The sequence below is a fragment of the Micrococcus endophyticus genome, from assembly GCF_014205115.1.
GTDB classification, from domain to species: domain Bacteria; phylum Actinomycetota; class Actinomycetes; order Actinomycetales; family Micrococcaceae; genus Micrococcus; species Micrococcus endophyticus.
Genome location: NZ_JACHMW010000001.1, coordinates 1,612,816 through 1,637,111, shown reverse-complemented (window position 1 = coordinate 1,637,111; position 24,296 = coordinate 1,612,816). Strand labels below are relative to the sequence as shown.

The 24,296-nt window shown below is 74.0% G+C and carries 18 protein-coding genes; 11 read left to right on the top strand and 7 right to left on the bottom strand.

Annotated features, from left to right (window positions below; translation table 11 throughout):
* Positions 1-9 precede the first annotated feature (9 nt).
* A complete protein-coding gene (purN, locus tag HDA33_RS07460) occupies positions 10-573 on the top strand; it encodes a phosphoribosylglycinamide formyltransferase (protein ID WP_184172223.1) in 564 nt (187 codons plus the stop codon).
* On the opposite strand, the gene HDA33_RS07455 is transcribed toward purN, so the two are convergent.
* Positions 560-1,984 (bottom strand): MFS transporter, encoded by a 1,425-nt coding sequence (locus tag HDA33_RS07455; RefSeq protein ID WP_184172221.1) that lies wholly within the window; start codon positions 1,982-1,984, stop codon positions 560-562. The genes purN and HDA33_RS07455 overlap by 14 nt on opposite strands.
* Before the next feature lie 136 nt (positions 1,985-2,120).
* On the opposite strand from HDA33_RS07455, the gene purH reads away from it, so the two are divergent.
* The 3 genes from purH (at position 2,121) to HDA33_RS07440 (ending at position 6,779) form a co-directional block, all read left to right on the top strand.
* Entirely contained in the window at positions 2,121-3,827 is a 1,707-nt protein-coding gene (purH, locus tag HDA33_RS07450) for a bifunctional phosphoribosylaminoimidazolecarboxamide formyltransferase/IMP cyclohydrolase (RefSeq protein WP_184172219.1), read from the top strand.
* A gap of 136 nt (positions 3,828-3,963) precedes the next feature.
* The gene (locus HDA33_RS07445; protein ID WP_184172217.1) at positions 3,964-4,419 is read left to right on the top strand and encodes a hypothetical protein; all 456 of its coding nucleotides are present in this window, start codon (positions 3,964-3,966) and stop codon (positions 4,417-4,419) included.
* 137 nt (positions 4,420-4,556) lie between these two features.
* The gene (locus HDA33_RS07440) at positions 4,557-6,779 is read left to right on the top strand and encodes an NADP-dependent isocitrate dehydrogenase (RefSeq protein WP_184172215.1); all 2,223 of its coding nucleotides are present in this window, start codon (positions 4,557-4,559) and stop codon (positions 6,777-6,779) included.
* A 126-nt stretch (positions 6,780-6,905) separates the two neighbouring features.
* On the opposite strand, the gene HDA33_RS12890 is transcribed toward HDA33_RS07440, so the two are convergent.
* Complete coding sequence (locus HDA33_RS12890; RefSeq protein ID WP_184172213.1) at positions 6,906-7,499, bottom strand: methylated-DNA--[protein]-cysteine S-methyltransferase; 594 nt, start codon at positions 7,497-7,499, stop codon at positions 6,906-6,908.
* A 73-nt stretch (positions 7,500-7,572) separates the two neighbouring features.
* Between HDA33_RS12890 and HDA33_RS07430 the strand changes: the two genes are divergently transcribed.
* Positions 7,573-9,171 (top strand): TIGR01777 family oxidoreductase, encoded by a 1,599-nt coding sequence (locus tag HDA33_RS07430; RefSeq protein ID WP_184172212.1) that lies wholly within the window; start codon positions 7,573-7,575, stop codon positions 9,169-9,171.
* A gap of 46 nt (positions 9,172-9,217) precedes the next feature.
* On the opposite strand, the gene HDA33_RS07425 is transcribed toward HDA33_RS07430, so the two are convergent.
* Positions 9,218-11,065: a glutaminase gene (locus HDA33_RS07425; protein ID WP_184172210.1), complete on the bottom strand. Its 1,848-nt coding sequence runs from the start codon at positions 11,063-11,065 to the stop codon at positions 9,218-9,220.
* 62 nt (positions 11,066-11,127) lie between these two features.
* Positions 11,128-12,243, bottom strand: coding sequence for a hypothetical protein (locus HDA33_RS07420; protein WP_184172208.1), 1,116 nt, complete (start codon positions 12,241-12,243; stop codon positions 11,128-11,130).
* Positions 12,244-12,361: 118 nt separating this feature from the next.
* Here HDA33_RS07420 and HDA33_RS07415 point away from each other — a divergent pair, with 118 nt between their 5' ends.
* The 5 genes from HDA33_RS07415 to HDA33_RS07395 all read left to right on the top strand — a co-directional run bounded on the left by HDA33_RS07415 (position 12,362) and on the right by HDA33_RS07395 (position 19,663).
* Complete coding sequence (locus HDA33_RS07415) at positions 12,362-15,055, top strand: ATP-dependent RNA helicase (RefSeq protein ID WP_184172206.1); 2,694 nt, start codon at positions 12,362-12,364, stop codon at positions 15,053-15,055.
* An 88-nt stretch (positions 15,056-15,143) separates the two neighbouring features.
* A complete protein-coding gene (locus tag HDA33_RS07410; protein WP_184172204.1) occupies positions 15,144-16,448 on the top strand; it encodes an extracellular solute-binding protein in 1,305 nt (434 codons plus the stop codon).
* Positions 16,445-17,416: an ABC transporter permease subunit gene (locus HDA33_RS07405; protein ID WP_184172202.1), complete on the top strand. Its 972-nt coding sequence runs from the start codon at positions 16,445-16,447 to the stop codon at positions 17,414-17,416. Before HDA33_RS07410 ends, HDA33_RS07405 begins: the two co-directional genes overlap by 4 nt.
* Positions 17,413-18,330 (top strand): carbohydrate ABC transporter permease, encoded by a 918-nt coding sequence (locus tag HDA33_RS07400; protein WP_420826915.1) that lies wholly within the window; start codon positions 17,413-17,415, stop codon positions 18,328-18,330. Before HDA33_RS07405 ends, HDA33_RS07400 begins: the two co-directional genes overlap by 4 nt.
* A 37-nt stretch (positions 18,331-18,367) precedes the next feature.
* On the top strand, positions 18,368-19,663 hold the full coding sequence (locus tag HDA33_RS07395; RefSeq protein ID WP_184172200.1) for an ABC transporter ATP-binding protein: 1,296 nt from the start codon (positions 18,368-18,370) through the stop codon (positions 19,661-19,663).
* A gap of 27 nt (positions 19,664-19,690) precedes the next feature.
* Here the strand turns inward: HDA33_RS07395 and HDA33_RS07390 are convergent, their stop codons facing one another.
* The 3 genes from HDA33_RS07390 to HDA33_RS07380 form a co-directional block, all read right to left on the bottom strand.
* Complete coding sequence (locus HDA33_RS07390; protein ID WP_221432976.1) at positions 19,691-20,686, bottom strand: D-isomer specific 2-hydroxyacid dehydrogenase family protein; 996 nt, start codon at positions 20,684-20,686, stop codon at positions 19,691-19,693.
* A gap of 33 nt (positions 20,687-20,719) precedes the next feature.
* Positions 20,720-21,241, bottom strand: coding sequence for a gamma carbonic anhydrase family protein (locus HDA33_RS07385; RefSeq protein WP_184172196.1), 522 nt, complete (start codon positions 21,239-21,241; stop codon positions 20,720-20,722).
* Positions 21,242-21,302: 61 nt separating this feature from the next.
* Positions 21,303-22,208 (bottom strand): formyltetrahydrofolate deformylase, encoded by a 906-nt coding sequence (locus tag HDA33_RS07380; RefSeq protein ID WP_184172194.1) that lies wholly within the window; start codon positions 22,206-22,208, stop codon positions 21,303-21,305.
* Positions 22,209-22,392: 184 nt separating this feature from the next.
* On the opposite strand from HDA33_RS07380, the gene HDA33_RS07375 reads away from it, so the two are divergent.
* The gene (locus tag HDA33_RS07375; RefSeq protein WP_184172192.1) at positions 22,393-24,237 is read left to right on the top strand and encodes a hypothetical protein; all 1,845 of its coding nucleotides are present in this window, start codon (positions 22,393-22,395) and stop codon (positions 24,235-24,237) included.
* Positions 24,238-24,296 lie beyond the last annotated feature (59 nt).

Sequence of the window (24,296 nt, the reverse complement as noted above, 5' to 3'; positions counted from 1 at the left end):
GATGGGCGCATGCGCATCGTGGCCCTCGTCTCCGGTTCCGGCACCAACCTGCAGGCCGTCCTGGACGCCGTCGCGTCCGGGGCCCTCGACGTCGAGATCGCGGCGGTGGGCGCCGACGTCGCCGACGCCGGCGGCCTCGACCGCGCCCGCGCCCACGGCATCGAGACGTTCGTGGTCTCCCCGCGGGACCACGCCGACCGGCACGCGTGGGACGTGGCGCTCGCCGACGCGGTGGCCGCCCACGAGCCCGACTGGGTGCTGTGCTCCGGGTTCATGCGCATCCTCGGCGCGCCCCTGCTCGAGCGCTTCGAGGGCCGCATCCTCAACACCCACCCGGCGCTGCTGCCCTCGTTCCCGGGGGCCCACGGCGTGCGCGACGCCCTCGCCCACGGGGTGAAGGTCAGCGGCTGCACCGTGCACGTGGTGGACGCCGGCGTGGACACCGGCCCGATCCTCGCCCAGGCCGCGGTGCCCGTGCTGGACACGGACACCGAGTCCGAGCTGCACGAGCGCATCAAGGTCCAGGAGCGGGCCCTGCTGCTGCGCGTGCTCGGCGAGCTCAGTCGGCGCTGACCTCGAGGGCGCGGCCCCGGGTCTCAGGGGCCAGCGCGAGCATCGCGACGCACGCGAGCAGCACCAGGCCGCCGGTGACGGCGAACGCGGCCGGCAGCCCCATCGCCGGCACCAGCGTGCCCACGAAGAACAGCGGGCCGAGGCCCGCGCCCACCCGGGACGCCGCCGAGGCCCAGCCGAAGCCGGAGGCGCGCAGCGTCGTCGGGTAGAGCTCGGAGACGTACGTGTAGAGCACCGGGATCGCGATCTGCACCACGAACCCGAAGGCCAGCACGAGCGGCAGCACCGCGGAGGGCACGCCCAGCACGCTCGCCAGCCACACCAGAAGGGCGCTGGCGACGACGGCGCTCACCCCCAGCAGCCAGCGGCGGCCGGTGACCTCGATCAGCACGGTGGCCACCACGACGCCCAGCAGGCCGGCGGCGGCCATGCCGGAGGTCATGATGAAGGCGCGGCCCTCGGCGTAGCCGGCGTCGATGAGGAACGTCGGCAGCCACTGCAGGGCGATGTAGTAGACGACCATGATGGCCACGAACAGGGCCCAGGTCACCGCGGTGATGCGCGGGGAGAACCGCCAGACGGCGGCCAGCTGGGCGAGGACGCCGCCGGCGCGCTCCTGCTCCACCGGGGGCATGACGTACTCGCGGCGCTCGGCGCCGGTGGCCTCGACCATGCGGTCGATGACCTTGCGGGCCTCGGCCTCGCGGCCGCGGCTCATGAGGAACAGCGGGGACTCGGGGATGCCCAGGCGCACCACGAACGCGAGCAGAGCCGGCAGCACCATGGCCAGCAGCGGCAGGCGCCAGTCGCCCCACGTGCCCACGAGCCACGCGGAGACGAGGCCGCACAGCGCGGCGCCCACGGGCCACCAGCCGTCCATCGCGGCCAGGACGCGGCCGCGCAGGCGGCGCGGGGTGAACTCGCCCACGAGCGCGTAGTCCACGGGGATGGTGCCGCCCAGGCCGACGCCGGCCACGAAGCGGAACACGGCGAACCACAGCAGCGAGTCCGTCAGCGCGCCCGCGAGGGTGAACACGGAGAAGATCGCCAGCGTCCACGCGAAGGCCGCCTTGCGCCCGATCCGGTCCGCGATCGTGCCCCACAGGAACGCACCGACGGCCATGCCGATCAGGTTGGCCGTGCCGATCCACGCGGCGTCCGCCGGCGCCAGGGCCCACTCCTCGCGCAGCAGCGGGATCATCACGCCGTTGAGGGCCACGTCCCACGCGTCGAACATGAACCCGAGGCCGCCGATCAAGAAGATCCGGCCCTGCACGGACCAGCGCCAGGGCAGGTCCTGGACGATGGCCTCGCCGGTGGGCGGGGCGTCCCCGGAGCGGGCGGGGGCGACGACGGCGGGCGCGGGGTGCGCGTCGGCGTCGCCGGGGCGGGGCGGAGTGGAGGAGGCCATGGTCGGTTCCCGTTCGATCGGTGCGGTGCTCGGGTGCTGGGAGAGGCGCGTCGCACTCGTGCGCGGACCCAGGGCCATTATGCGGCCCGGCCTATGCTGGAGGACGCACCCGGACCCCCTCGAAGGAGCGCCCCTCGTGACCTCTGCCCAGCCCACCACCACCGTCCTGGACACGGTGCCCCTGAAGCGGGCCCTGATCTCCGTGTACGACAAGACCGGCCTCGAGGAGCTCGCCACCGGGCTCCACGCCGCGGGCGTGCAGATCGTCTCGACCGGCTCCACCGCCCAGCGCATCGCCGCCGCCGGCGTGCCCGTCACCGAGGTCGCCGAGGTCACCGGGTTCCAGGAGTGCCTGGACGGCCGGGTGAAGACGCTGCACCCGCGCGTGCACGCGGGCATCCTGGCGGACCGTCGTCGCGAGGACCACGTGACCCAGCTGCGCGATCTCGAGGTGGAGCCGTTCGACCTCGTCGTCGTGAACCTCTACCCGTTCGTGGACACCGTGAACTCGGGCGCCGCGGAGGACGCCGTCGTCGAGCAGATCGACATCGGCGGGCCGTCCATGGTGCGCGCGGCCGCGAAGAACCACGCGTCCGTGGCGATCGTCGTGGACCCGGCCCGCTATGGAGAGGTGGTCCAGGCCGCCCAGTCCGGCGGCTTCGACCTGCGCGCCCGCCGGCGCCTGGCCGCCCTGGCCTTCGCCCACACCGCCGGGTACGACAACGCCGTGGCCGCCTGGACCGCCGCCCACTTCGGCGAGGACACGGACGCGGACGAGATCTCCGTGTTCCCGCCCTACGCCGGCTTGTCCCTCGAGCGAGCGCAGATCCTGCGCTACGGCGAGAACCCGCACCAGCCCGCGGCACTGTACCTGGACTCCTCGGCGGCCCCCGGCATCGCGCAGGCCGAGCTGCTGCACGGCAAGCCGATGAGCTACAACAACTACGTGGACGCCGACGCCGCGGTGCGCGCCGCCTTCGACCACCCGGTCCCGGCCGTGGCGATCGTCAAGCACGCCAACCCGTGCGGTCTGGCCGTCACGGGCGAGGGCACGGACATCGCGCAGGCGCACGCCAAGGCCCACGCGTGCGACCCGGTCTCCGCGTTCGGCGGCGTGATCGCGGCCAACCGCCCCGTCACCGCCGCCATGGCCGCCCAGGTGAAGGACGTGTTCACGGAGGTGGTCGTGGCCCCGGCGTTCGAGCCCGAGGCCCTGGAAATCCTCTCCGCCAAGAAGAACCTGCGCCTGCTGAGCCTGCCCGAGGGCTTCCTGCGGGACGCGGTGGAGGCCAAGCAGGTCTCTGGCGGCATGCTGCTGCAGATCTCGGACGCGGTGGACGCGGACGGCGACGACCCCGCGACCTGGACCCTCGCCGCCGGCCCGGCCGCCGACGAGGCCACCCTCGCCGACCTGGCCTTCGCGTGGCGCGCCGTGCGCGCGGCCAAGTCCAACGCCGTGCTGCTGGCCCACGACGGCGCCACGGTCGGCGTGGGCATGGGCCAGGTCAACCGCCTCGACTCCTGCCGCCTGGCCGTCGAGCGCGCCAACACCCTGGGCGCCGCGCAGACCGGCGGGCAGGACGTGACGACGTCCGAGGTCACGACCGCCGGCGGCGCGGAGAACGTCTCCGGCGAGGGCGCCCCGGAGCGCGCCCGCGGCGCGGTGGCCGCCTCCGACGCGTTCTTCCCGTTCGCGGACGGCCTGCAGATCCTCATCGACGCCGGTGTGCGCGCCGTGGTCCAGCCGGGCGGCTCCGTCCGGGACGAGGAGGTCGTGGCCGCGGCCGAGGCCGCCGGGATCACGATGTACCTCACCGGCGCGCGCCACTTCTTCCACGGCTGACCGAGGGGTCCACGGCGGGGGCGAGCGGTCGTGGAAGGCGCCGTCCCCGGGTGGAGCTGTCCTGCCCGGTCCCGACGCGGCCCCGGGCGCCGTCGTCGTCGTGGATCGGGTGCAGGGTGCGCCCTAGTCTGAGGCCATGATGTTCGGCGGCGACATGATGCGCGACCTGATGGTGGGCTCCGGCTGGCTCGGCCTGCTGGCCTGCATGGTGCTGGGCGGGATCGCCCGGCTGCCGCTCGCGGCCGCCGGGACGCGCCGGGCCGAGGGCCGCCCGTGGGCGGTGCAGGGCGTGCTCGGATTCGGCCTGCTCGGACTGGCCCTGCTGGCCGCGCTCTCGGCGCTGGGCTCCTTCTTCGGCTTCATGGGCATCGCCTTCGCCGCCTTCATGGCGGTCGGCGGCGTGCAGGCCTTCACCGCGGGGGAGCGGGCCCGACGACGCCGCCAGGCGGAGGTCGACCACGCGGCCCGGCTGGGGGAGGCCTTCCGCGGACCCACCGGCGCCGGCTCGGGCCCCGGGCCCGAGGGAGCGCCCCCGGCCGACCCGTCGCCGGCCTGGTACCCGCGCGAGGACGGGGACGAGCGGCGCGGCTGAGGCGGGCGGCCGACGTCGTCGCGTGTCTCCACACGGTGTGACGCGTCCGGCACGGACGGTAGATTGGCGACGAGACACCAGTCCCATGCCCATCAGGGCCGCGCCACGAGCGCGGCCAGAAGGAGTGACGTTCACGCATGTCGAAGATCATCTACACGCTGACGGACGAGGCCCCCATGCTGGCCACCGCCTCCCTGCTGCCCATCGTGCGAGCCTACGCGGGCACCGCGGGCGTGGAGCTGGAGACGCGTGACATCTCCCTGGCCGGCCGCATCCTCGCCGCGTTCCGCGACGTCCTGCCCGAGGACCAGCGCACCGCGGACGCCCTCGCCGAGCTCGGCGAGCTCGTGAAGTCCCCCGAGGCGAACGTCATCAAGCTGCCGAACATCTCCGCCTCCGTGCCGCAGCTGCGCGCCGCGATCAAGGAGCTGCAGGAGGACGGCTACGCGCTGCCGGAGTACCCGGACGAGCCGAAGACCGATGAGGAGAAGGACGCGAAGGCGCGCTACGACTCCGTCAAGGGCTCCGCCGTGAACCCGGTGCTGCGCGAGGGCAACTCGGACCGCCGCGCCCCCAATGCCGTGAAGAACTACGCCAAGAAGTTCCCCCACTCGATGGGCGAGTGGACCCCGGACTCCAAGACCGCCGTCGCCACCATGGGCGCCGACGACTTCCGCTCCAATGAGAAGTCCGTGACCATGCCGGCGGACGACACCCTGACCATCGAGTTCACCGGCGCCGACGGCGAGACCACCGTGCTCAAGGAGGGCCTGAAGGTCCTCAAGGGCGAGGTCGTGGACGGCACCTTCATGTCCGCCAAGGCCCTGGACGCGTTCCTGGCCGAGCAGGTCAAGCGCGCCAAGGACGAGGGCATCCTCTTCTCCGCCCACCTCAAGGCCACCATGATGAAGGTCTCCGACCCGGTGATCTTCGGCCACGTCGTGAAGGCGTACTTCTCCGAGCTGTTCGAGAAGTACGGCGAGCAGCTCGAGGCCGCCGGCCTGAACCCGAACAACGGCCTCGCCGCCATCGAGGGCGGCCTGGACAAGCTCGACGCCGAGACCGCCGAGGGCGTGAAGAAGGCCATCGCCGCCGCCTACGAGGACGGCCCGGACGTGGCCATGGTGAACTCCGCCAAGGGCATCACCAACCTCCACGTGCCCTCCGACGTGATCGTGGACGCCTCCATGCCGGCCATGATCCGCACCTCCGGTCGCATGTGGAACAAAGACGACCAGACCCAGGACACCCTGGCGGTCATCCCGGACTCCTCCTATGCCGGCATCTACCAGGCCGTGATCGAGGACTGCAAGAAGCACGGCGCCTACGACCCCACCACCATGGGCACCGTCCCGAACGTGGGCCTCATGGCGCAGAAGGCCGAGGAGTACGGCTCGCACGACAAGACGTTCATCCTCGAGTCCGCGGGCACCGTGGCCGTGAAGAACTCCGCCGGGGAGACCCTGCTCTCCCACGAGGTTGAGGCCGGCGACATCTGGCGCGCCTGCCAGACCAAGGACGTGGCGGTGCGCGACTGGGTGAAGCTGGCCGTGACCCGCGCCCGCGCCTCCCAGACCCCCGCCGTGTTCTGGCTGGACGAGACCCGCGCGCACGACCGCGAGCTCATCGCCAAGGTGGAGGAGTACCTCAAGGAGCACGACACCGAGGGCCTGGATCTGCGCATCCTCTCCCCGGTGGAGGCCGCCAAGCTCTCGGTGGAGCGCATCCGCCGCGGCGAGGACACCATCTCCGTGACCGGCAACGTGCTGCGTGACTACAACACGGACCTGTTCCCGATCCTCGAGCTGGGCACCTCCGCGAAGATGCTCTCGGTCGTCCCGCTGCTCAACGGCGGTGGCCTGTTCGAGACCGGTGCGGGCGGCTCCGCTCCGAAGCACGTGCAGCAGCTGGTGGAGGAGAACCACCTGCGCTGGGACTCCCTCGGCGAGTTCCTCGCGCTGGCCGTGTCCTTCGAGCACGAGGCGGTCGCGAACGAGAACCACCGCGCGCAGGTCCTGGCGGACACCCTGGACGCCGCCACGGGCACCCTGCTGATCGAGGGCAAGTCCCCGCAGCGCAAGGTCGGCGAGCTGGACAACCGCGGCAGCCACTTCTACCTGGCGCTGTACTGGGCCCGCGAGCTGGCGAAGCAGACCGAGGACGCCGAGCTGGCGGCCGCGGCGAAGCCGGTCGCCGAGGAGCTGGAGGCCCAGGAGGAGACCATCCTGGCCGAGCTCAACGGCGTGCAGGGTTCCCCGGTGGACCTGGGCGGCTACTACTGGCCGGAGCTGGAGAAGGTCACCTCCGTGATGCGTCCGTCCGCGACGCTCAACGCGATCGTGGACAAGCTCTCCGTCTGATCGGCCGAGCCACCGAGGGCCCCGTCCCGGAGCGATCCGTCGCTTCCGGGGCGGGGCCCTCGGGCATCCGGGCGGCACTTTCGTGCGGGGAACGGGAGGCTTCGGCGCCGTGAGCGCGGGCGGGCCTCAGCCGGCGTGCGCGGCCTCGTGGGTCAGCAGCGCCTCCTTGGCGGCCGTCCCGTAGAGGTACTGCCCGGGGCCGCCGTCGGAGCGGACCACGCGGTGGCAGGGCACGACGACGGCGGTCAGGTTGGCGGCGCACGCGCCGCCGGCCGCGCGCACGGCCTTGGGGGCGCCGCAGCGCTCGGCCAGGCCCGCGTAGGTGACGGGCGAGCCGGGGGCGACGGCGCGCAGCGCGTCCCAGGCCCGGCGCCGGAACGCCGTGCCGGGCTGGACGACGGCCAGCGCGTCGAGCGCGGCAACGTCCCCGGCGGCGTAGGCGGCGAGGGCGTCGGCGACGGGCTGGTCCACGCCCTCGCGCGGCTCCACCGGCCGCGGGTTCATCTCGCGGTCGGCGGTCGCCGGGTCCAGGGCCTCGAGCCGGTCCATGAGCGTCTCGAGGAGGCGCCCGATGGCCGCGGCGTGCGGCTCGGCGGCCTCGGGGACGGCCACGCCGGAGGCGCGGACCGCGTCGTCCTCGGGGGAGTACACGGCCACGAGGGTGAGGTCGGTGGCTGGCAGGGCGGCGGCGGTCCAGCGCAGCTCGGGAAGCAGGTCCATCCCGTCATTGTCCTCCACGGCTCCGGCCCGGGCAGGTGTTCGCGCCTCCACCATCTGTGCCACGCTGGCCTGCATGACCGAGATCCGCGTCTTCGAGCACCGCACCCTCCTGCGCCACCCGCGTGAGGTCGTCTTCCGCTGGCTGGAGAACCCCGGCGCGCTGGAGCGGCTCACCCCGCCCTTCGCCGGCGAGGTGGTCCAGGGGCCCTCGGACGGCCTCCGTGTGGGCTCCGAGTCGCGGCTGCGCATCCAGGCCCCCGGGGCGGCCGGCCTGTTCGCCGGTGCGGCCCACGGGATGCTCACCGGCCTGCTGCCGGACGCTGTCGCCTCTCGCCTCCCCGGCGGTGCCGCGCCTGCGGTGCCGTGGAGGGCCCGCCACACGGCCTACGAGGAGGGCCGCATGTTCCGGGACGAGATGGTCTCCGGACCACTGGCCTCCTGGAGGCATACCCACCTGCTCGACGAAGCCGCGCCCGGTGAGGCGGACACGGCGGACGGGCGGCGCGGCACGGTGGTCACGGACCACATCGAGTACGCGCTTCCGGGGGAGTCCCTCATGTCCCGCGTGCCCGGTCTCGGCACGGCGGCCTCGCGCCGCACACATGAGGCCTTCGAGGCGGAGCTGGGACGCCAGTTCGCCTACCGCGCCCGCGTGATGGCCGATGACCTGGACTTCCATGCCGCCCACCCCGGCCCCCTCGTCGGCGGACCGGCCCGCACGGTCGCGGTGACGGGGTCCGGCGGACTGATCGGCCGGCAGCTCTGTGCCCTGCTCAGCGGCGGCGGGCACCGGGTCGTCCGGCTCGTACGGAGCCCGAAGAAGGCCGGTGCGCTGGATGCGGCGCTGTGGGACCCCGGCCGGGAGACCGTGGACGAGGAGGCCCTGGCCGAGGCCGACGTCGTGGTGAACCTGGCGGGCGAGCCCATCGCCGGCCGGTTCTCGGACGCGCACAAGGAGGCCGTGCATGACTCGCGCGTGCGCGGCACGCGCACCCTCGTCGACGCGCTCGCCCGGATCACCGCACGGGAGGGGGACGACGCGCGGGCGCGGGCGCTCGTGAACGGCTCGGCGATCGGGTACTACGGGGCGGACGCGGGCACGGGCCCGTTCGGCGGCGGCCTCGTGGAGGATCTGGAGCCTGGGGGCGACTTCCTCGCCGAGGTCGTCGCGGACTGGGAGGCGGAGGCCCGGCGCGCCGAGACGTCCGGCACGCGGGTGGCGATGCTGCGGACCGGCGTGGTGCTGAGCCCGGCCGGGGGCATGCTGCAGCAGGTGCTGCCGCTGTTCCTGGCGGGCGTGGGCGGGCCGATCGCGTCCTCCGGCGGCGAGAGCCACGACGGCAGCCCGTGGCTGAGCTGGATCGGGGTGGACGACATCGCCGGCGCCTTCGCCCACGCGGTGCTCGACGACGGCGTCACCGGCCCGCTGAACGCCGTGGCGCCCGAGCCGGTCACGGCAAAGGAGTTCGCCGCGATCCTGGGCCGCGTGCTGCGCCGTCCCGCCGCGGTGCCGACGCCGGGCTTCGGCCCGCGCCTGCTGCTCGGGGCCGAGGGCGCCGAGGAGACCGTCCGGGCGGACCAGAAGGCCGTAGCCGACCGGCTGCTCGCCTCCGGATACGCCATGCGCGACCCCGAACTGGAGGGCGCGCTGCGGCACGTGCTGGGGCGGTGAGCCGCCCGCGGGGCAGCGTCCGACGGGACGCTGCCCCCGTGGGTTGTCAATCCTGCAGTGCGCCGGTCTCGCGGATGAGCTGGCTCAGCGCGGTGAACGCGTCGCGGGCCAGCGCCTCCCACAGGGCAAGGGCCAGCTGGGGGAAGCCCTCCTGGAGCGCGACCATCACCTGGGCGGTGAGGACGCGCGCCGTGACCGGCCCGCGCGCGCGGACGGTGGAGGGCTGGCGGCCGGGCTGGCCGAGGGCCATCTCGCCGAACGTCATCCCCGGGGTGAGCAGGGTGCGGCGCACGCGGCGGCTGCCCGTGCCCTGGCCCGAGAGCTCCACGGTGCCGGAGACGATCACGTAGATGCCGCCGAACGGCTGGCCGGCACGGCGGATGATCTGGCCGTCCGAATAGACCCGCTCGTCCATCATGGACTCGAGCAGGCGCGCGTCGTCCGCGGAGAGGTGCTGCAGCAGGGGTGCCACGGCCGCCTCCTGGGCGTCCCGCGGCAGCAGGTGGGGGGCGTGCAGGGAGAGCAGCCGCTGCTCGGCCCACTGGGCAGCACGCGAGCGGGAGTCGAAGAACACGAACTGCGCGCCCTCGGTGGCGGGGTCCACCCCCTCGGCCTCATCCTGCAGCGGCTCGGGCAGGTCGACCTCCACGGACTCCTCGACGGCCGCCATCAGCTCCTTGATCTCCGCGGCGTCCCGGTCCACGACGACGACGTCGAGCCCGTTGCCCAGCGCGCGGGCGAACCACTGGGCCACCAGCAGCCGGGCCGGACGGGAGATGGAGCTGACCGAGCGCATGTCCACCACGAGCGTCTCGAGGGCCTCCGGCAACCCGCGGCTGACGCGGGCGATCGCGTCCACCTGGCTGAAGCCGAGGTGACCGCCCAGCTCGAGGACGTGCACGGTGTCCGCGAAGCGCCCGAGCGCCTCGAGGACGACGGCGCTGCGCACGGTGCCCGAGGGCGCCTGGTCGATCCGGTAGTGGGTGCGCAGGGCCGCGCGCGGGGAGCCGGTGACCACCGACGGGTGCAGCTCGAAGTCCTCGACGATGGTCCGCAGGGCGGCCATCGCCGCGGCGCCGAGCCCGTTCTCGTCCGTCGTGTCCGACTGCAGCGCCAGACCGAGATGGCCCGGCACCACCACGAGCACCGTGCCGCCGCGCGTGGACGCCCAGCCGGGCTGGCCGACGTCGTACGCCCACCGGGAGTCCCGGGTGTCCATGCCGCAGGAGTCCATCACGGAGAGCACACCGCGGACCGTCTCCTCGCTCAGCACGCGGTCTCCGGTGACGGGGTGGACACCGCCGTGCGCGAGGGTGCCGGCGAGCAGGGCGAGGTCCTCCACGGTCACGGCGGCGGCACGCACCGTGGCGATGTCCTCGAGCAGCGTCTCGGGGTCGGCGTCCAGCGTGTCGAGGGACTTCATCAGCCACGCAGCGGACCGGGTGTGATGCTGGGCGCGGTTCTCCGCGCGCGCGGACGTCTCCGTGACGGTGACCTCGCGGTCGAACAGTGCGGAGAGCAGCTGCATCATGCGTGCGGTGCGGTCGCGGCCGCCGCGGCCCTTCACCAGGGAGGCGGTGGCCACCGCGCCCGCGTTCTGCAGCGGGTTGTGGGGCAGGCCCGTGACGGCGTCCACCTCGACCCGGTGGTCCAGGTCGCGCACGGGGGCGGCCCCCACGCGCTCGCCCACCCGCACCGCACCGAGGTCCTCGAGGGCCTGCGCATGGAACAGGGGAGAGGCGAGCGTGGCCAGAGGCACGGACGTCATGGATCCGGAGACGTAGCGGTGCCCGTCCACCATGAGCATCGCGACGCCCAGCCCGTCCGGGACCTCCCCCTCGCCCGTGTGGGCCGACGTGAGGCGATCGAGGTGCTCCTGGACGGGTGTGGTCATGGGTCACAGCCTAGTCAGTGGGGCAGTCCCGGGACAGCGTGGCGGAGGCGGTGACGGCGGCCTCAGAGCTGGTTGCGCACGGCCTTCATGGCCGTGGCCGCGTCGAACCAGTCCTGACGCTCATAGGGGGGCACGCCGAGGCGGAGCAGCCGCGCGTACCACTCGCCGAGCAGCTCCGGGGGCAGTCCCGCGTAGGCCTGCGGATTGAACCGCTCCATGAAGGCCAGAGACGTGGCCGGAACGCGCTCCAGCACGGGACCGGGGATGCCTTCCTCGTTGTAGAGGAGGGATGCGGCCTCCGGCCCGAGGATGCGCAGCACATACAGGGCCGCGAGGTCGTCGGCGAACACGGCGCCCCACCTTCGCGGCTGCCCCAGCACGGGTAGGTCCGGCAGGGCGAGATCGAGCCCTGCGCGCCGCGCGACTGCCTCGAGGAGCAGCCGCTTGCGGTGGTATTTCACCTCTCCGCGGTGGGCCACGGAGGCCAGCACGTCCAGCAGCAGTTCCGGCCGGCGCCGCGCGCAGACGAGCATCGTGCCCGCCTCCGAGACGCCGGCCACGGGGGAGGCCGGCCCGAGCCCCAGGACCTCGGCCACCGGGGTCGCCCGTTGAGGTACCGGCCCGGTGAACGCCGAGGGAAGGGACGAGGCCTGGATGTCGCCGGAGCCCAGCACGGCCAGGTCCAGTTCGTCCCGCAGCAGGAGGCCGGCCGAGGACATGAACGCCTCGTTGCCGTGCAGGTTCAGGCCGAGATCCACCAGGTTGGTCTCCACGATGTGCATGGGGAACCGTGAGTACACGGGGCGCTCCCGGGCGAACCGTCCGCCGAAGTCCAGGGAGACGAGATGGGCCTCCGGCATGATGAGCCGGGCCGCTAGCGAGTCGAAACCGCCGGAGAAGTTCAACGCCTGCGCCGTGCCAGGCTCGCGGCTGCGGTCCGTGCCCGGAGCGTGCTCCACGCGGGCGCCCGTCATCTTGTCCATGGCGGCGCTCAGCCGCGGACCGATCGGCAGGTCGATCTGGACCTCGTCGAACACCTCGCCGCACAGACCGGCGTACACCGCGGCGATGAGATCCGGGACCGGGGTGAAGGCGTAGGGCAGACGGAACCAGAGCTCCTGAGCCTCCCCGTCGCGATGGACGGCGCAGGTGATGACACCGTCGTTCGAGACGTCCACGTCCGTGAACGCGATCCTGCGGCCCCTGTTTCGCTGCTGTCGCCGTGGGAATCTGACCCTACCCCCGGGTCCCGGCTCAGCCACCGGCCGACTCCGCCGCACGGGCACAATGGTCCCGATGCCCACCCCCGTCGATCCCGTCGCCGTCCCCTCCGCCCTCTCCGCCGCCCTCGACCGCCTCGGCGCCGGCCTGACGTTCACCGCCGCCCTGCCGGACCTCGAGGCGGCGCTGGGCGCGCGCGGGGCGGCCGTCGTCGAGGCGCCCCCGGGCACGGGCAAGACCACCGTGGTCCCGCCCGCGCTCGCGGTCCGGCTCGCGGACCACGGCGGTGGGCGGGTCCTGGTCACGCAGCCGCGGCGGGTCGCGGTGCGCGCGGCGTGGCGGCGGCTGCGCACGGCTGTGCTGGCCGCGGCGGCCGACGCGCAGCCCGGCGCCGACTCCGACGCGCGGGCTCGGCTCGCGGACGCCGCCGTCGGCTACGCCGTGCGCGGCGACGCGGCGGGCGGCGGGGACTCGGCCGTCGAGTTCGTGACCCCGGGCCTGCTGCTGCGCCGCCTCCTGGCCGACCCCGGGCTCGACGGCGTGGGCGCGGTGGTCCTGGACGAGGTCCACGAGCGGGACCTGGACACGGACGTGCTCTTCGCCCTCCTCGCCGATCTGCGGCAGCTGCGTCCCGAACTCGCGCTCGTGGCCATGTCCGCCACCGTGGACGCGGCGGCCCTGGCCGCCCGCTGGGCCCGCGGCATGGGGGAGGAGGCGCCCCTGCCCGTGGTCTCCGCTCCGGCCGTGCTGCACCCGCTGCGCGAGGAGCACGCCCCCTTCCGCGGCCACCGCCTCACCGCCGAGGGCCGCGTGGACCGGGCCTTCCTCGACCACGTCGCGGCCACGGCCGCGCGCGCCCACGCCGAGGCGCTCGAGGCCGACCCGACCGTGGACGCCCTCGCCTTCCTGCCCGGCGTGGCCGAGGTCGAGGCCGTCGCGGGTCGTCTCGCCGCGCTCGCCCCGGACACCGAGGTCCGCGTCTTGCACGGCCGCCAGGAACCCGCCGACCAGGACGCCGCGCTCGCCGGCCGCGCCGACCCCACCGTGCCGCGCGTCGTCGTCGCGACGGCGGTCGCCGAGTCCTCGCTGACCGTGCCGGGGGTGCGCCTCGTCATCGACTCGGGTCTGGCCCGCGAGCCGCGCCGGGACCGGGGGCGGGGCATGGCCGGGCTCGTCACCGTCCAGGCCTCGCGTGCGGCCGCCGGCCAGCGTGCGGGCCGCTCCGCCCGCCTCGGCCCCGGCACCGTGGTCCGCTGCCACACCGCCGCGGCCCTGGGCACCGCGCCCGCAGCCCCGACGCCGGCCCTCGCCGTCGTCGACCTCGCGCCGGTGGCCCTGGCGTTCGCGGCGTGGGGCGCCCCGGGCGGCCGTGGGCTGACCCTGCCCGAGGACCCGCCGGCCGACGCGATGGCCGCCGCCGAGCGGACGCTCGCCTCCCTAGGCGCGGTGGACACGGACGGGCGCATCACCCCGCACGGCGCCGTCCTGGCCGAGCTGCCCCTGGACCCGCCGCTCGGCCACGCCCTCTTGCGGGCGGCACCGCTGGCGGGGCCCCGCCCCGCGGCCGAGGCGACGGCGGCCCTCGCCCTGGACCTGCGCGCCTCCGGTGCCGACCTCGAGGCGCTGGTCGCGGCCCTGCGGGACGGCCGGCACCCGGAGGCCGGGCGGTGGCGCCGGGAGGCGGATCGGCTCGAGCGCCTGGCCCGTCGGCGCGCGCACCACGCCCCGGAGACGCGGGAGCCGGACGGGCCCGGGCTCGAGGCCGCCACCGCGCGGCGGCACCCCGCCGGCCTCGTGGCCGCCCTGGCCTTCCCCGCGTGGATCGCCCGACGCGCGGGGGAGGAGGGGGCATACCTGCTCGCCTCCGGCACCCGCGCGGCCCTGCCCCGTGACGCCGTCGGCGGCGGCCTGGCGGGGCAGGAGTGGCTGGCCGTGGCCGAGGTCGCCCGCGTGGCCGGGGACGCGGCCGGCACGGGTGCCGCGATCCGCGCGGCCGCGCCGATCGACCGGCCGCTCGCCGAACTCGCCGGCGCGGGCCTGCGGCGCACCGAGGACACCGCCGACTGGCGCGGGGACCGGCTCACCGGCCGCCGCGTGGACCGGCTGGGCGCGCTCGTGCTGGCGGAGACGCCGGCACCCGTCGCCCCCGACGCCGCCGCGCAGACCGTGCGCGCCGCACTCGCCGCCGACGGCCTCGCCCGGTTCGACCCGCGCGGCCGGGCCGAACACCTGCGCCGCCGGGTGCACCTGCTCCACCGCGTCCTCGGCGCGCCGTGGCCGGACCTCTCGGACACGGCGCTGCCCGGCCTGGACGCGCTGGTCGGCGGCCTCGCCGCCGACCTGGCCGCGGGACGGCCCCTCGCGCGCCTGGACGCCGAGGCGCTGCTGCGCGGCGCCCTGCCCTGGCCGGAGGCGGGCCGGCTGGACGAGCTCGCCCCCGAGCGCCTGTCCGTGCCGAGCGGGCGCGGCGTCGTCGTGGACTATCCGGCCGTCCACGATGACACCCCGCCCGTGGTCGCCGCCAAGCTGCAGGAGTTCTTCGGGGCGCGTGTCACCCCCGCTGTGGCGGACGGTCGTGAGCCGGTGGTCCTGCACCTGCTCTCCCCGGCAGGCCGCCCGCTCGCCGTGACCGCCGACCTGCCGTCCTTCTGGGCCGGCCCCTACGGGCAGGTCCGTGCCGAGAACCGCGGGCGGTACCCCAAGCACCCGTGGCCCGAGGATCCCGCCGTCGCGGAGCCGACCGCCCGGACGAACCGCCGCGTCCGCTGAAAAAAAGGGGCCCGCGAAACGTGCAGGAATCGCTCCGATGCGTGATGATGGCCGTCACATCCGAATCGCATCGAATGAGGTTCCACTTGTGAGACACGACACGCGGGTACGTCAACGACGCCGGGCCACGCTGGCCGGCGCCGTCGCTGCGGGCGCGCTCATCCTGGCCGGGTGTGCCCCGGCCGAGCAGACGCCCACCCTGACCTGGTACACCAACCCCGACGACGGCGGGCAGGCGAAGATCGCCGCCCAGTGCACCGACGCCGCGAACGGCCGGTACAGAATCGAAACGTCCATGCTCCCGACGGACGCCGCCTCCCAGCGCGAGCAGCTGACCCGCCGCCTCGCCGCGGGCGACACGTCGATGGACATCATGTCCCTCGACCCGCCGTTCGTCCCCGAGCTCGCCGAGCCCGGCTTCCTGGCCCCCGTGCCGGAGGAGATGCAGGCCTACGCGAAGGACAACGCCCTGGAGGGCGCCCTCGCGGCCGCCAGCTGGAAGGACGAGCTCGTCACGGTCCCGTTCTGGGCCAACACGCAGCTGCTCTGGTACCGCAAGTCGGTCGCCGAGGCCGCGGGGCTGGACATGTCCCAGCCCGTCACGTGGGACCAGCTGATCGAGGTCGCCCGCAGCCAGGACAAGGACCTGGGCGTCCAGGGCGCCCGTGCCGAGTCCATGACCGTGTGGCTCAACGCGCTCATCGAGGGCGGCGGGGAGCAGATCATCCCCAACGCCGAGGCGCCCACGGAGGAAGTCACCACGAACCTCGACTCCGAGGCCGGCCGCACGGCCGCGCGGATCATCTCCACGATCGGCAAGGAGGGCCTCGGAAGCGCCGGCCTGCCGACCCAGGACGAGAACGCCTCCATGCTGCTCTTCCAGGGCCAGGACGGCTCGTTCATGGTCAACTGGCCGTTCGTCTGGCCGGCCACCCTCGGCTCCGTGGAGGAGGGTTCGCTGCCGGAGGACCTGCCCGAGGACATCGGCTGGGCCGTCTACCCCCGCACCGTCGAGGACAAGGACGCCGCGCCGCCCGTGGGCGGCATCAACCTGGGCGTGGGCGCGAAGTCCGAGCACCAGGACCTCGCGTGGGACGCGATCTCCTGCATCACCACCACCGAGCATCAGAGCCAGTACTTCGTCGAGAACGGCAACCCGCCCGCCGACCCGGCGGCCTACGACGCCCCCGAGGTCGCCGAGAAGTTCCCCATGGCGGACACCATCCGGGAGTCCCTCGACCTCGGCGCCCCGCGGCCGCAGACCCCGTACTACAACGAGGTCTCCACCGCGATCCAGCAGCGCTACGCGCCGCCGTCGGGCGTCTCCGAGTCCACCCCCGCCGAGACCGACGACTTCATCGAGGAAGTCCTGAGAGGGGAGCGTCTGCTGTGAGCCACGTCGACACCGCACCCGCCGCATCCACCCCGCGCACCGCCGAGGGTCGCCGCCCCCGCCGGGTGAAGTCCCAGCGCGCGAAGTCCGAGGTGCGTCTCGGTTGGCTCCTGGCCGGCCCCGCGTTCTTCGTGATGCTGTTCGTGGTCCTGTACCCGATCCTGCAGGCCCTCTACGACTCGCTGTTCAAGTACCGGCTCACCGCCCCGGACGACCGCGAGTTCGTGGGCCTGGGCAACTACGGCGTGATCCTCTCGGACTCCGTGTTCTGGAAGGACCTCGGGGTGACCCTGCTGATCACCGTGGTGACCGTGGTGGTCGAGCTCATCCTCGGCTTCCTGCTGGCTCTGGCCATGCACCACGCCATCAAGCAGACCCGCGGCCTGATCCGCACGATCATCCTGGTGCCGTACGGCATCATCACCGTGGTCTCCGCGTTCGCGTGGTTCTACATGTTCTCGATCGACTCGGGCTACATCAACGCCTGGTTCGAGTGGCTGCCGGGCGTCGACGCGGACCTGAACTGGTTCGCGCAGAGCAGCACCGCGCTGTCCGTGATCATGCTCTCCGAGATCTGGAAGACCACGCCGTTCATCTCCCTGCTCCTGCTGGCCGGTCTGGCCCAGGTGCCGGGTGACCTCACGGAGGCCGCCGCCGTCGACGGCGCCTCGTGGTGGCAGCGGATGAAGCTGGTCATCCTGCCGAACATGAAGGCCTCGATCATGGTGGCCGTCCTGTTCCGCGCGATGGACGCGTTCCGCATCTTCGACTCCATCTACATCATGACCAACGGCGCCTACGGCACCGAGGTCCTCTCGCTGCTGGCCTACCGCACGTCCATCGGCCGGCTCGAGATCGGCATGGGTTCGGCGGTCTCCGTGATCCTGTTCCTGTGCGTGGCCCTCATGGCGGTCATCGCCGTCAAGGGCTTCAAGGTGGACCTGGCCGACCGAGGAGGTTCCAAGTGAGCACCGCCGCATCCGCTCCCGCCACCGAGGGCCGCGCCCCCGAAGGCCGCGGGCCCGAGGGCCGCGCGCCCCACCGTCGCGGCACCGGGAAGTCCACCGCACTGTGGTGGATCCTCACCGTCGTGATCGGCGTCTGGTGCCTCTTCCCGCTGTTCTCGATCTTCGCGACCAGCTTCAAGACGCCCGCCGACCTCGCCAACGGCAAGCTGCTGCCCTCCCAGTGGTCCACCGTGAACTACGAGGAGATCTTCGTGGGCGGCTCACGCGAGCTGTTCCTCACGGCGCTGCGCAACTCGATCGGCATCACCGTGATCGCCACGATCATCGCCGTCATCCTGGCCACGCTGTGCGCCTACGCGATCGCCCGCCTGGACTTCCCGGGCAAGCGGCTCGTGCTCACGGTGTCCCTGATGGTCTCGATGTTCCCCGTCATCTCCCTGGTGACGCCGCTGTTCAACATGTGGCGCACCCTCGGGCTGTACGACACGTGGATCGGCCTGATCATCCCCTACCTGTCCCTGACCCTGCCGATCTCCATCTGGACCCTGGCCGCGTTCTTCCGCCAGATCCCGTGGGAGCTCGACCAGGCCGCGCAGGTGGACGGGGCCACGCCCCTGGAGGCGTTCCGCAAGGTGATCGTCCCGCTGGCCGCCCCCGGCGTCTTCACGACGGCGATTATCGCCTTCTTCATCGCCTGGAACGACTTCGTGTTCGGCATCTCGCTGACCTCCACCGAGACGGCGCGCACCGTGCCGGCGGCGCTGGCGTTCTTCACGGGCGCCTCGCAGTTCGAGTCGCCCACCGGCGCGATCTCGGCGGCGGCCATCATCGTCACCATCCCGATCGTGGTCCTGGTGCTGCTGTTCCAGCGCCAGATCGTGGCCGGCCTGACCAACGGCGCGGTCAAGGGCTGAGGCCCCCGCACGAGACCTCCTGAAAGGACCCCCACCAATGGCCTCCATCACCCTGAACCACATCGACAAGACCTACGACGACGGCTTCCACGCCATCAAGGACGTCAACCTCGAGATCGAGGACGGCGAGTTCGTCATCCTCGTGGGCCCCTCCGGCTCCGGCAAGTCCACGCTGCTGCGCATGATCGTGGGCCTCGAGGACATCTCCGACGGCGAGATGCTGATCGACGGGCGGCGCGTCAACGAGGCGGCGCCCAAGGACCGCAACCTCGCCATGGTGTTCCAGAACTACGCGCTGTACCCGCACCTGACGGTGTACGAGAACATCGCGTTCCCGCTGCGCCTGATCAAGGACGGCAAGCCCTCGGACGAGGAGATCGACCGCAAGGTGCGCCACGCCGCCCGGGTGCTCGAGCTGAACGACCACCTCGAGCGCAAGCCCGGCAACCTCTCTGGCGGCCAGCGCCAGCGCGTGGCCATGGGACGCGCGATCGTCCGCGAGGCCGACGCATTCCTGTTCGACGAGCCGCTGTCCAACCTGGACGCCAAGCTGCGCGGCCAGATGCGCGCCGAGATCTCGCAGCTGCAGCGCCGCCTGGCCACCACGTCCGTGTACGTGACCCACGACCAGACCGAGGCCATGACCCTCGGCGACCGCGTGGCCGTGCTCAAGAAGGGCGTGCTGCAGCAGGTGGCCAGCCCCCGCGAGCTCTACGAGCAGCCGCTGAACCTGTTCGTGGCCGGCTTCATCGGCTCCCCGTCGATGAACTTCCTGCCCGCCTCCCTCAAGGAGAAGGACGGCGGCCACGTGCTGTCCTCGCCGATCGGCGAGATCCCCGTGCCCGCCGAGAAGGCGCGCGCCGCCGAGGGCCGCGACGTCGTGTTCCTGGGGCTGCGCCCCGAGTTCTTCGAGGACGCGGACCTCGTGGAGGACCACCGCCTGGGCCAGGGTTCCACGTTCGAGGCGACCCTCACGCACCTGGAGTGGCTCGGTCACGAGCAGTACGGCTACATCGAGTTCGAGCCGGACCCGGAGGTGGCCGAGATGCTCTCCTCCCTGGCGAAGGACCTGGACGCGGACGAGCTGCGGCCCGTCGTCGTCGCCACCCTCTCCGGGGAGTCCCGGGCCCGCCCGGGCACGCCGACCCGCCTGTGGGTGGACACCACGCGCGTGCACCTGTTCGACCCGAAGACCGGTGAGAACCTCACCCGCGACCCGGAGGCCGGCGCCGAGCTGACCCGCCGGGCCGCCGAGGAGCGCCGTCGTCAGATCGAGGTGGCCGCCGAGCGCGACGCCGCCGCCGACCGCGAGGCCGCCGCCACCCGTCGCTGAGCCGGCGCCGCGGACGCCGGGGGCGGGTCAGTACCCGCCCTCGGCGTCCACCAAGCCCTCCAGCTCCGTCCCGGCCGCGCGGGCCCGCAGGTTCCGCTCGACCCGCGCGTGAAGCAGCGGGACGCACATCTCCGGGGTGTCCGCCGTGTGCGGCGTGATGAGGGCGCGCTCCTCGGTCCAGAGCGGGTGGCCGTCCGGGAGCGGCTCGGGGTCGGTGACGTCCGTGCCGTAGCCGTGCAGCCGGCCCGCCGCGAGCGCCCGGACGACGGCGTCCGTGTCCACCAGCGTCCCGCGGGCGATGTTCACGAGCACGGCGTCCTCGTCCAGGAGGGCGAGGCGGTCGGCGTCGAACAGGCCGCGGGTCTCGTCCGTGGCGGCCGCGGCGATCATCACGACCTGCGCACCGGGCAGGACCTCGTCGAGGCGGTCGGTCGTGACGGTGCGGTCCGCGCCGGGGACCTCGCCCGCGCGTCGGCGGACCGCGGTGACGTGCACGTCCCAGGTCTTCAGCAGGCGGATGTACTCCTGGGCGATCCCGCCGCCGCCCACGACCACGGCGTTCAAGCCGTTCAGGGTGCGGCCGGAGGAGGGGCCCCACGTGGTGGCGCGCACGCGCGCGGGCAGGTCCCGCAGCAGGGCCAGGGTGAGCAGCAGCGCGTGTTCGGCCACCGGCGGCGCGTAGGTGCCCTTGGCGGACGTCCACACGATGTCCGGGTGGCTGCGCACAAGGGGGACGAACCGCTCGATCCCGGCGAACGGGAGCTGCACCCAGCTCACACGGGGGTGGGCGGCCAGGGCCGCGGCGAGCGCGTCGACCGGGATCGGGCGGACCATCAGCAGGGCAGTGGCGGAGGCGTCGCCCTCGGTCACGGCGGCGCCGCCGACGTCGGCCACGGCCTGCTCGGCCAGCTGACGGGCGAGGGCGTAGGGGGTGCCGGCGAGGTCCTCGGCTGCGGGGAGGACAAGCAGGCGTTCGGAGGCGTCGTCGGGTCGGGTGCGGGGGAGAGCGGAAGAGGTGGGCATGGCGCCCACCGTCCCACATCCTCCGGACCCGGTTCAGCCGGTGACGGCGTCCCGGTGCGCGGCGGAGAGCCGCAGGTAAGTGGCCGCGTTCTTCTTCAGGCCCTCCCGCTCCTCGTCCGTGAGGGGGCGGCGGACCTTCGCGGGCACGCCCGCCACGAGCGAGCCGGCCGGGACCTGCGTGCCCTCCAGGACGAGGGCGCCGGCGGCCACGAGGGAGCCGGCGCCGATCACGGCCCCGTTCATGACGGTCGCGGACATGCCGATCAGGCAGTCGTCCTCCACGGTGGCGCCGTGCACCACGGCGGAGTGGCCCACGGAGACGCCGGCGCCCAGGGTGCACGGGAAGCCCTCGTCCGCGTGGAGCACCACGTTGTCCTGGAGGTTGGTGCGCTCGCCCACGCGGATGGGCGCGGAGTCGCCGCGGGCGGAGACCCCGTAGAACGCGGAGGAGCGCTCGGCCATCTCGACGTCGCCGGTGATCGCGGCGGTCGGGGCGAGGAAGACGGACTCGTGGATGCGCGGTCCGGCGCCCGCGACGGTGATGATGTGGGCCATGGGCCCAGCCTAGGCCTCGGGGACGCGCGCGGTCAGGGCCCGGCGGGGCGCCGTCGTCGGCTCAGCTGAACACCACGGTCCGGCGCCCGTCGGCGAGCACGCGGTGCTGGGCGTGCCAGCGGACGGCCTGCACCAGGGTGGAGCCCTCGACGTCGCGGCCGCGGGCCACGAAGTCGGCCGCGGTCTGCGCGTGGGTCACCGGCTGCACGGACTGCGCGATGATCGGGCCCTCGTCCAGGTCGGCGGTCACGTAGTGGGCGGTGGCGCCGATCAGCTTCACGCCGCGCTCGTGGGCCTGGTGGTAGGGGCGGGCGCCCTTGAACGAGGGCAGGAACGAGTGGTGGATGTTGATGGCCATCCCGGCCAGGTCCCGGCACAGCTCGTCCGAGAGGATCTGCATGTAGCGGGCCAGGACCACGAGCTCGATGTCGTACTCCGCGATCAGGCCCCGCAGCCGGTCCTCGGCGGCGGCCTTGGAGTCCCGGCTGTCCGGGTCCGCGGAGACGGGCACGTGGATGAACGGGACGCCGTAGAAGGAGGCCAGCGACTGCAGCTCGAGGTGGTTGGAGACCACCACGGGGATCTCGATGGGCAGGGTCCCGGCGCGCTGCTGGAAGAGCAGGTCGTTGAGGGTGTGCCCGTCCTTGGAGCACATCACGAGGGTGCGCATGCGGTGCCCGGCGTCCCAGAGGCCCATCCGCATGCCGAACTCCTCACGCACGGGCTCGAGGGCCGCGGCGACCTCCTCGCGGCGGGCGGGCGTGACGAACTCGACGCGCATGAAGAAGTCCCCGGACTCGGGGGAGTCGTACTGCTGGGACTCCGTGATGTCCGCGCCGACCTGCAGGAGGGCGCCGGAGACGGCGTGCACGATGCCCATCCGGTTGGTGCAGGCGAGCGTGAGCACGTGGGCGTGCTCGGCGCCGGAGGCGGGGGTCGGGCTGGGGGAGAGGGTCGCCGTGTCCATGGCGTCGATCGTAGGGGGTCGGACCCGCGCACATCCGCAGGATGACGGGCCTGATCCATGGTCGTGGCGCCCGGGCGTGTGGCATCCTCGTCTCCACGTCCCCCCGCCCGTCGTGCGGCGGCACGGGAGGGCGAGACGAGGCGCCCGGGAAGGCCGGTCGCCCCAGACGACCGAGGAGCACCCCATGGGAGAGTCCACCCTCTACTGGATCATCGGCGCGATCATCGTGGTCCTGTTGATCCTGATCATCCTCTCGGTGGTGGCCTCGCGTCGCCGTCGGGCCGCGGAGGCTGAGGCGGCGGAGGCGCAGCTGGAGCGCCGCCGCGTGACGCCGACCGCCGCGGGCGCGGAGGCCTCGCACGAGGACGCACTCGAGGAGACCCACGACGCCGACGCCCGCCCCCACACCGTCGCGTCCACGGGTGACGACGCCGCCCCGGCCGCCGCGGCCGGCGCGGCTGCCGGCACGACCCGGCTCTCCCAGCTCGACGACGTCGCCCCGGTCGCCGCTGCCTCGGACGCCGACTCCCTGCCCGCCGACGGCGTGGCCGCCGGCTCCGGCGTGACGGTGGACCAGCAGGACGCGTCCGATCAGCCGGCCCGGCCCGCGGCGCCCGTGGCCCCGGCCGGTGCCGACACCCGCGGCCCGAACGCCTCCGTCAAAGCGGCCGGCGCCGCCGCTGCCGCCGTGGGCCTGGGCGCCGCCGGCGTCGCGGGCGGCCGCGGCGTGACCGTGGACCAGGAGGACGCCGCCGCCGACGTCCCGTCCACCCCGGCCTCGCCGTCCCCGGTCGCGCAGACGCCCGCCGCGCCGTCGTCGGCCGGCGCGACCACCGTGCAGGACGACCGGGCGGACCGCACCGCCCAGGACGCCGCCGGCGCCGAGCCCGTGAACGGCACCGTGCCGCTGAGCGAGGACGCCCACGCCGTCCCGCCGGCCGCGGACCTGCCCTCGGGTGGCGACGCCGTGGCCGACGACGCGCACCTCGAGGCCCACACCGTGGCCACCACCGAGCACGGCTCGGTCGTCGTGGTGACGGCCGAGCAGGACGAGGACGACCAGGCCACCGCGGCCTCCCGCGAGTCCTCCCCCGAGACCGACGACTCGCGCGGCGACGACGCCGGCCAGGACCGGGACGCCGAGCGCGCCGTGGCTGAGGGCGTCGCCGGCGGGACCGGCGTGACCGTGGACCAGAAGGCCGTGGCCGAGGGCGCCGCGACCCAGGGCGCCCCGGCCTCCGCCGCAGGTGCCGCCTCCGCCGCCGGTGCAGCCGGCGCCGCCGGGATCGCGGCCGCCGCCTCGACCCCGCGTGCGGAGGTGCCCGCCTCCTCCAAGATCGACGGCACGCCGGGCATGCCCGGCCGCGTCGCCTACGAGGTGCCGGCCGAGGACGAGACGGAGACCGCCCCGCCCGCCCGCCGCGCCGACGCCCCGGAGACGCACGCCGGCACCACCCCCGCGACGCCCCTGGGCGGCGCGCCGGAGCTGGACCCCGGCGCGGCCGCCGCGGACTCCCGCAAGGACGAGGTCGTGACCCCGCCACACCGCCGCGAGGACGTCGCCCCGGCGCCGGCCGCGCCGGAGGCCGACGTCGACGCGGCCCCGGCCACGCCCGCCGCGGCGCACCGTCCCGGCGCCGTGACCCCGCCGCACCGCCGCGAGGACATGACGCCGGTCTCCACGACGCCGGCCGCCCCGGCGACGTCCACGTCTCCGGACACCTCCACCTCGTCCGTGCCCACGGACGCGGAGCCGGCCGCCGACGACACCGAGGGCGCCGCCCTGCCGGTCCAGGACGCCACCCGCGCGGACGCCGTGCGCCCGGGCACTGCCCGCACGGACGCCTCCGCCGGGGACTCGAAGCTGGCCCAGGCCGGCGCGGCCGCGGGCACCGTCCTCGAGACCGTGCGCGACAAGGTGGCCATCCCGCTGCGCGACAACGTCGCGATCCCGGCCAAGGACAAGGCCGTGAAGGTGCTCAAGGCGAAGCTGGCCGAGGCGCAGGAGCGCCGCCGGAACAAGCGCTGACCTGACACCGCAGAGCCGGCGAGGGCCGCGGGGAGGATCTCCCCGCGGCCCTCGCCGTC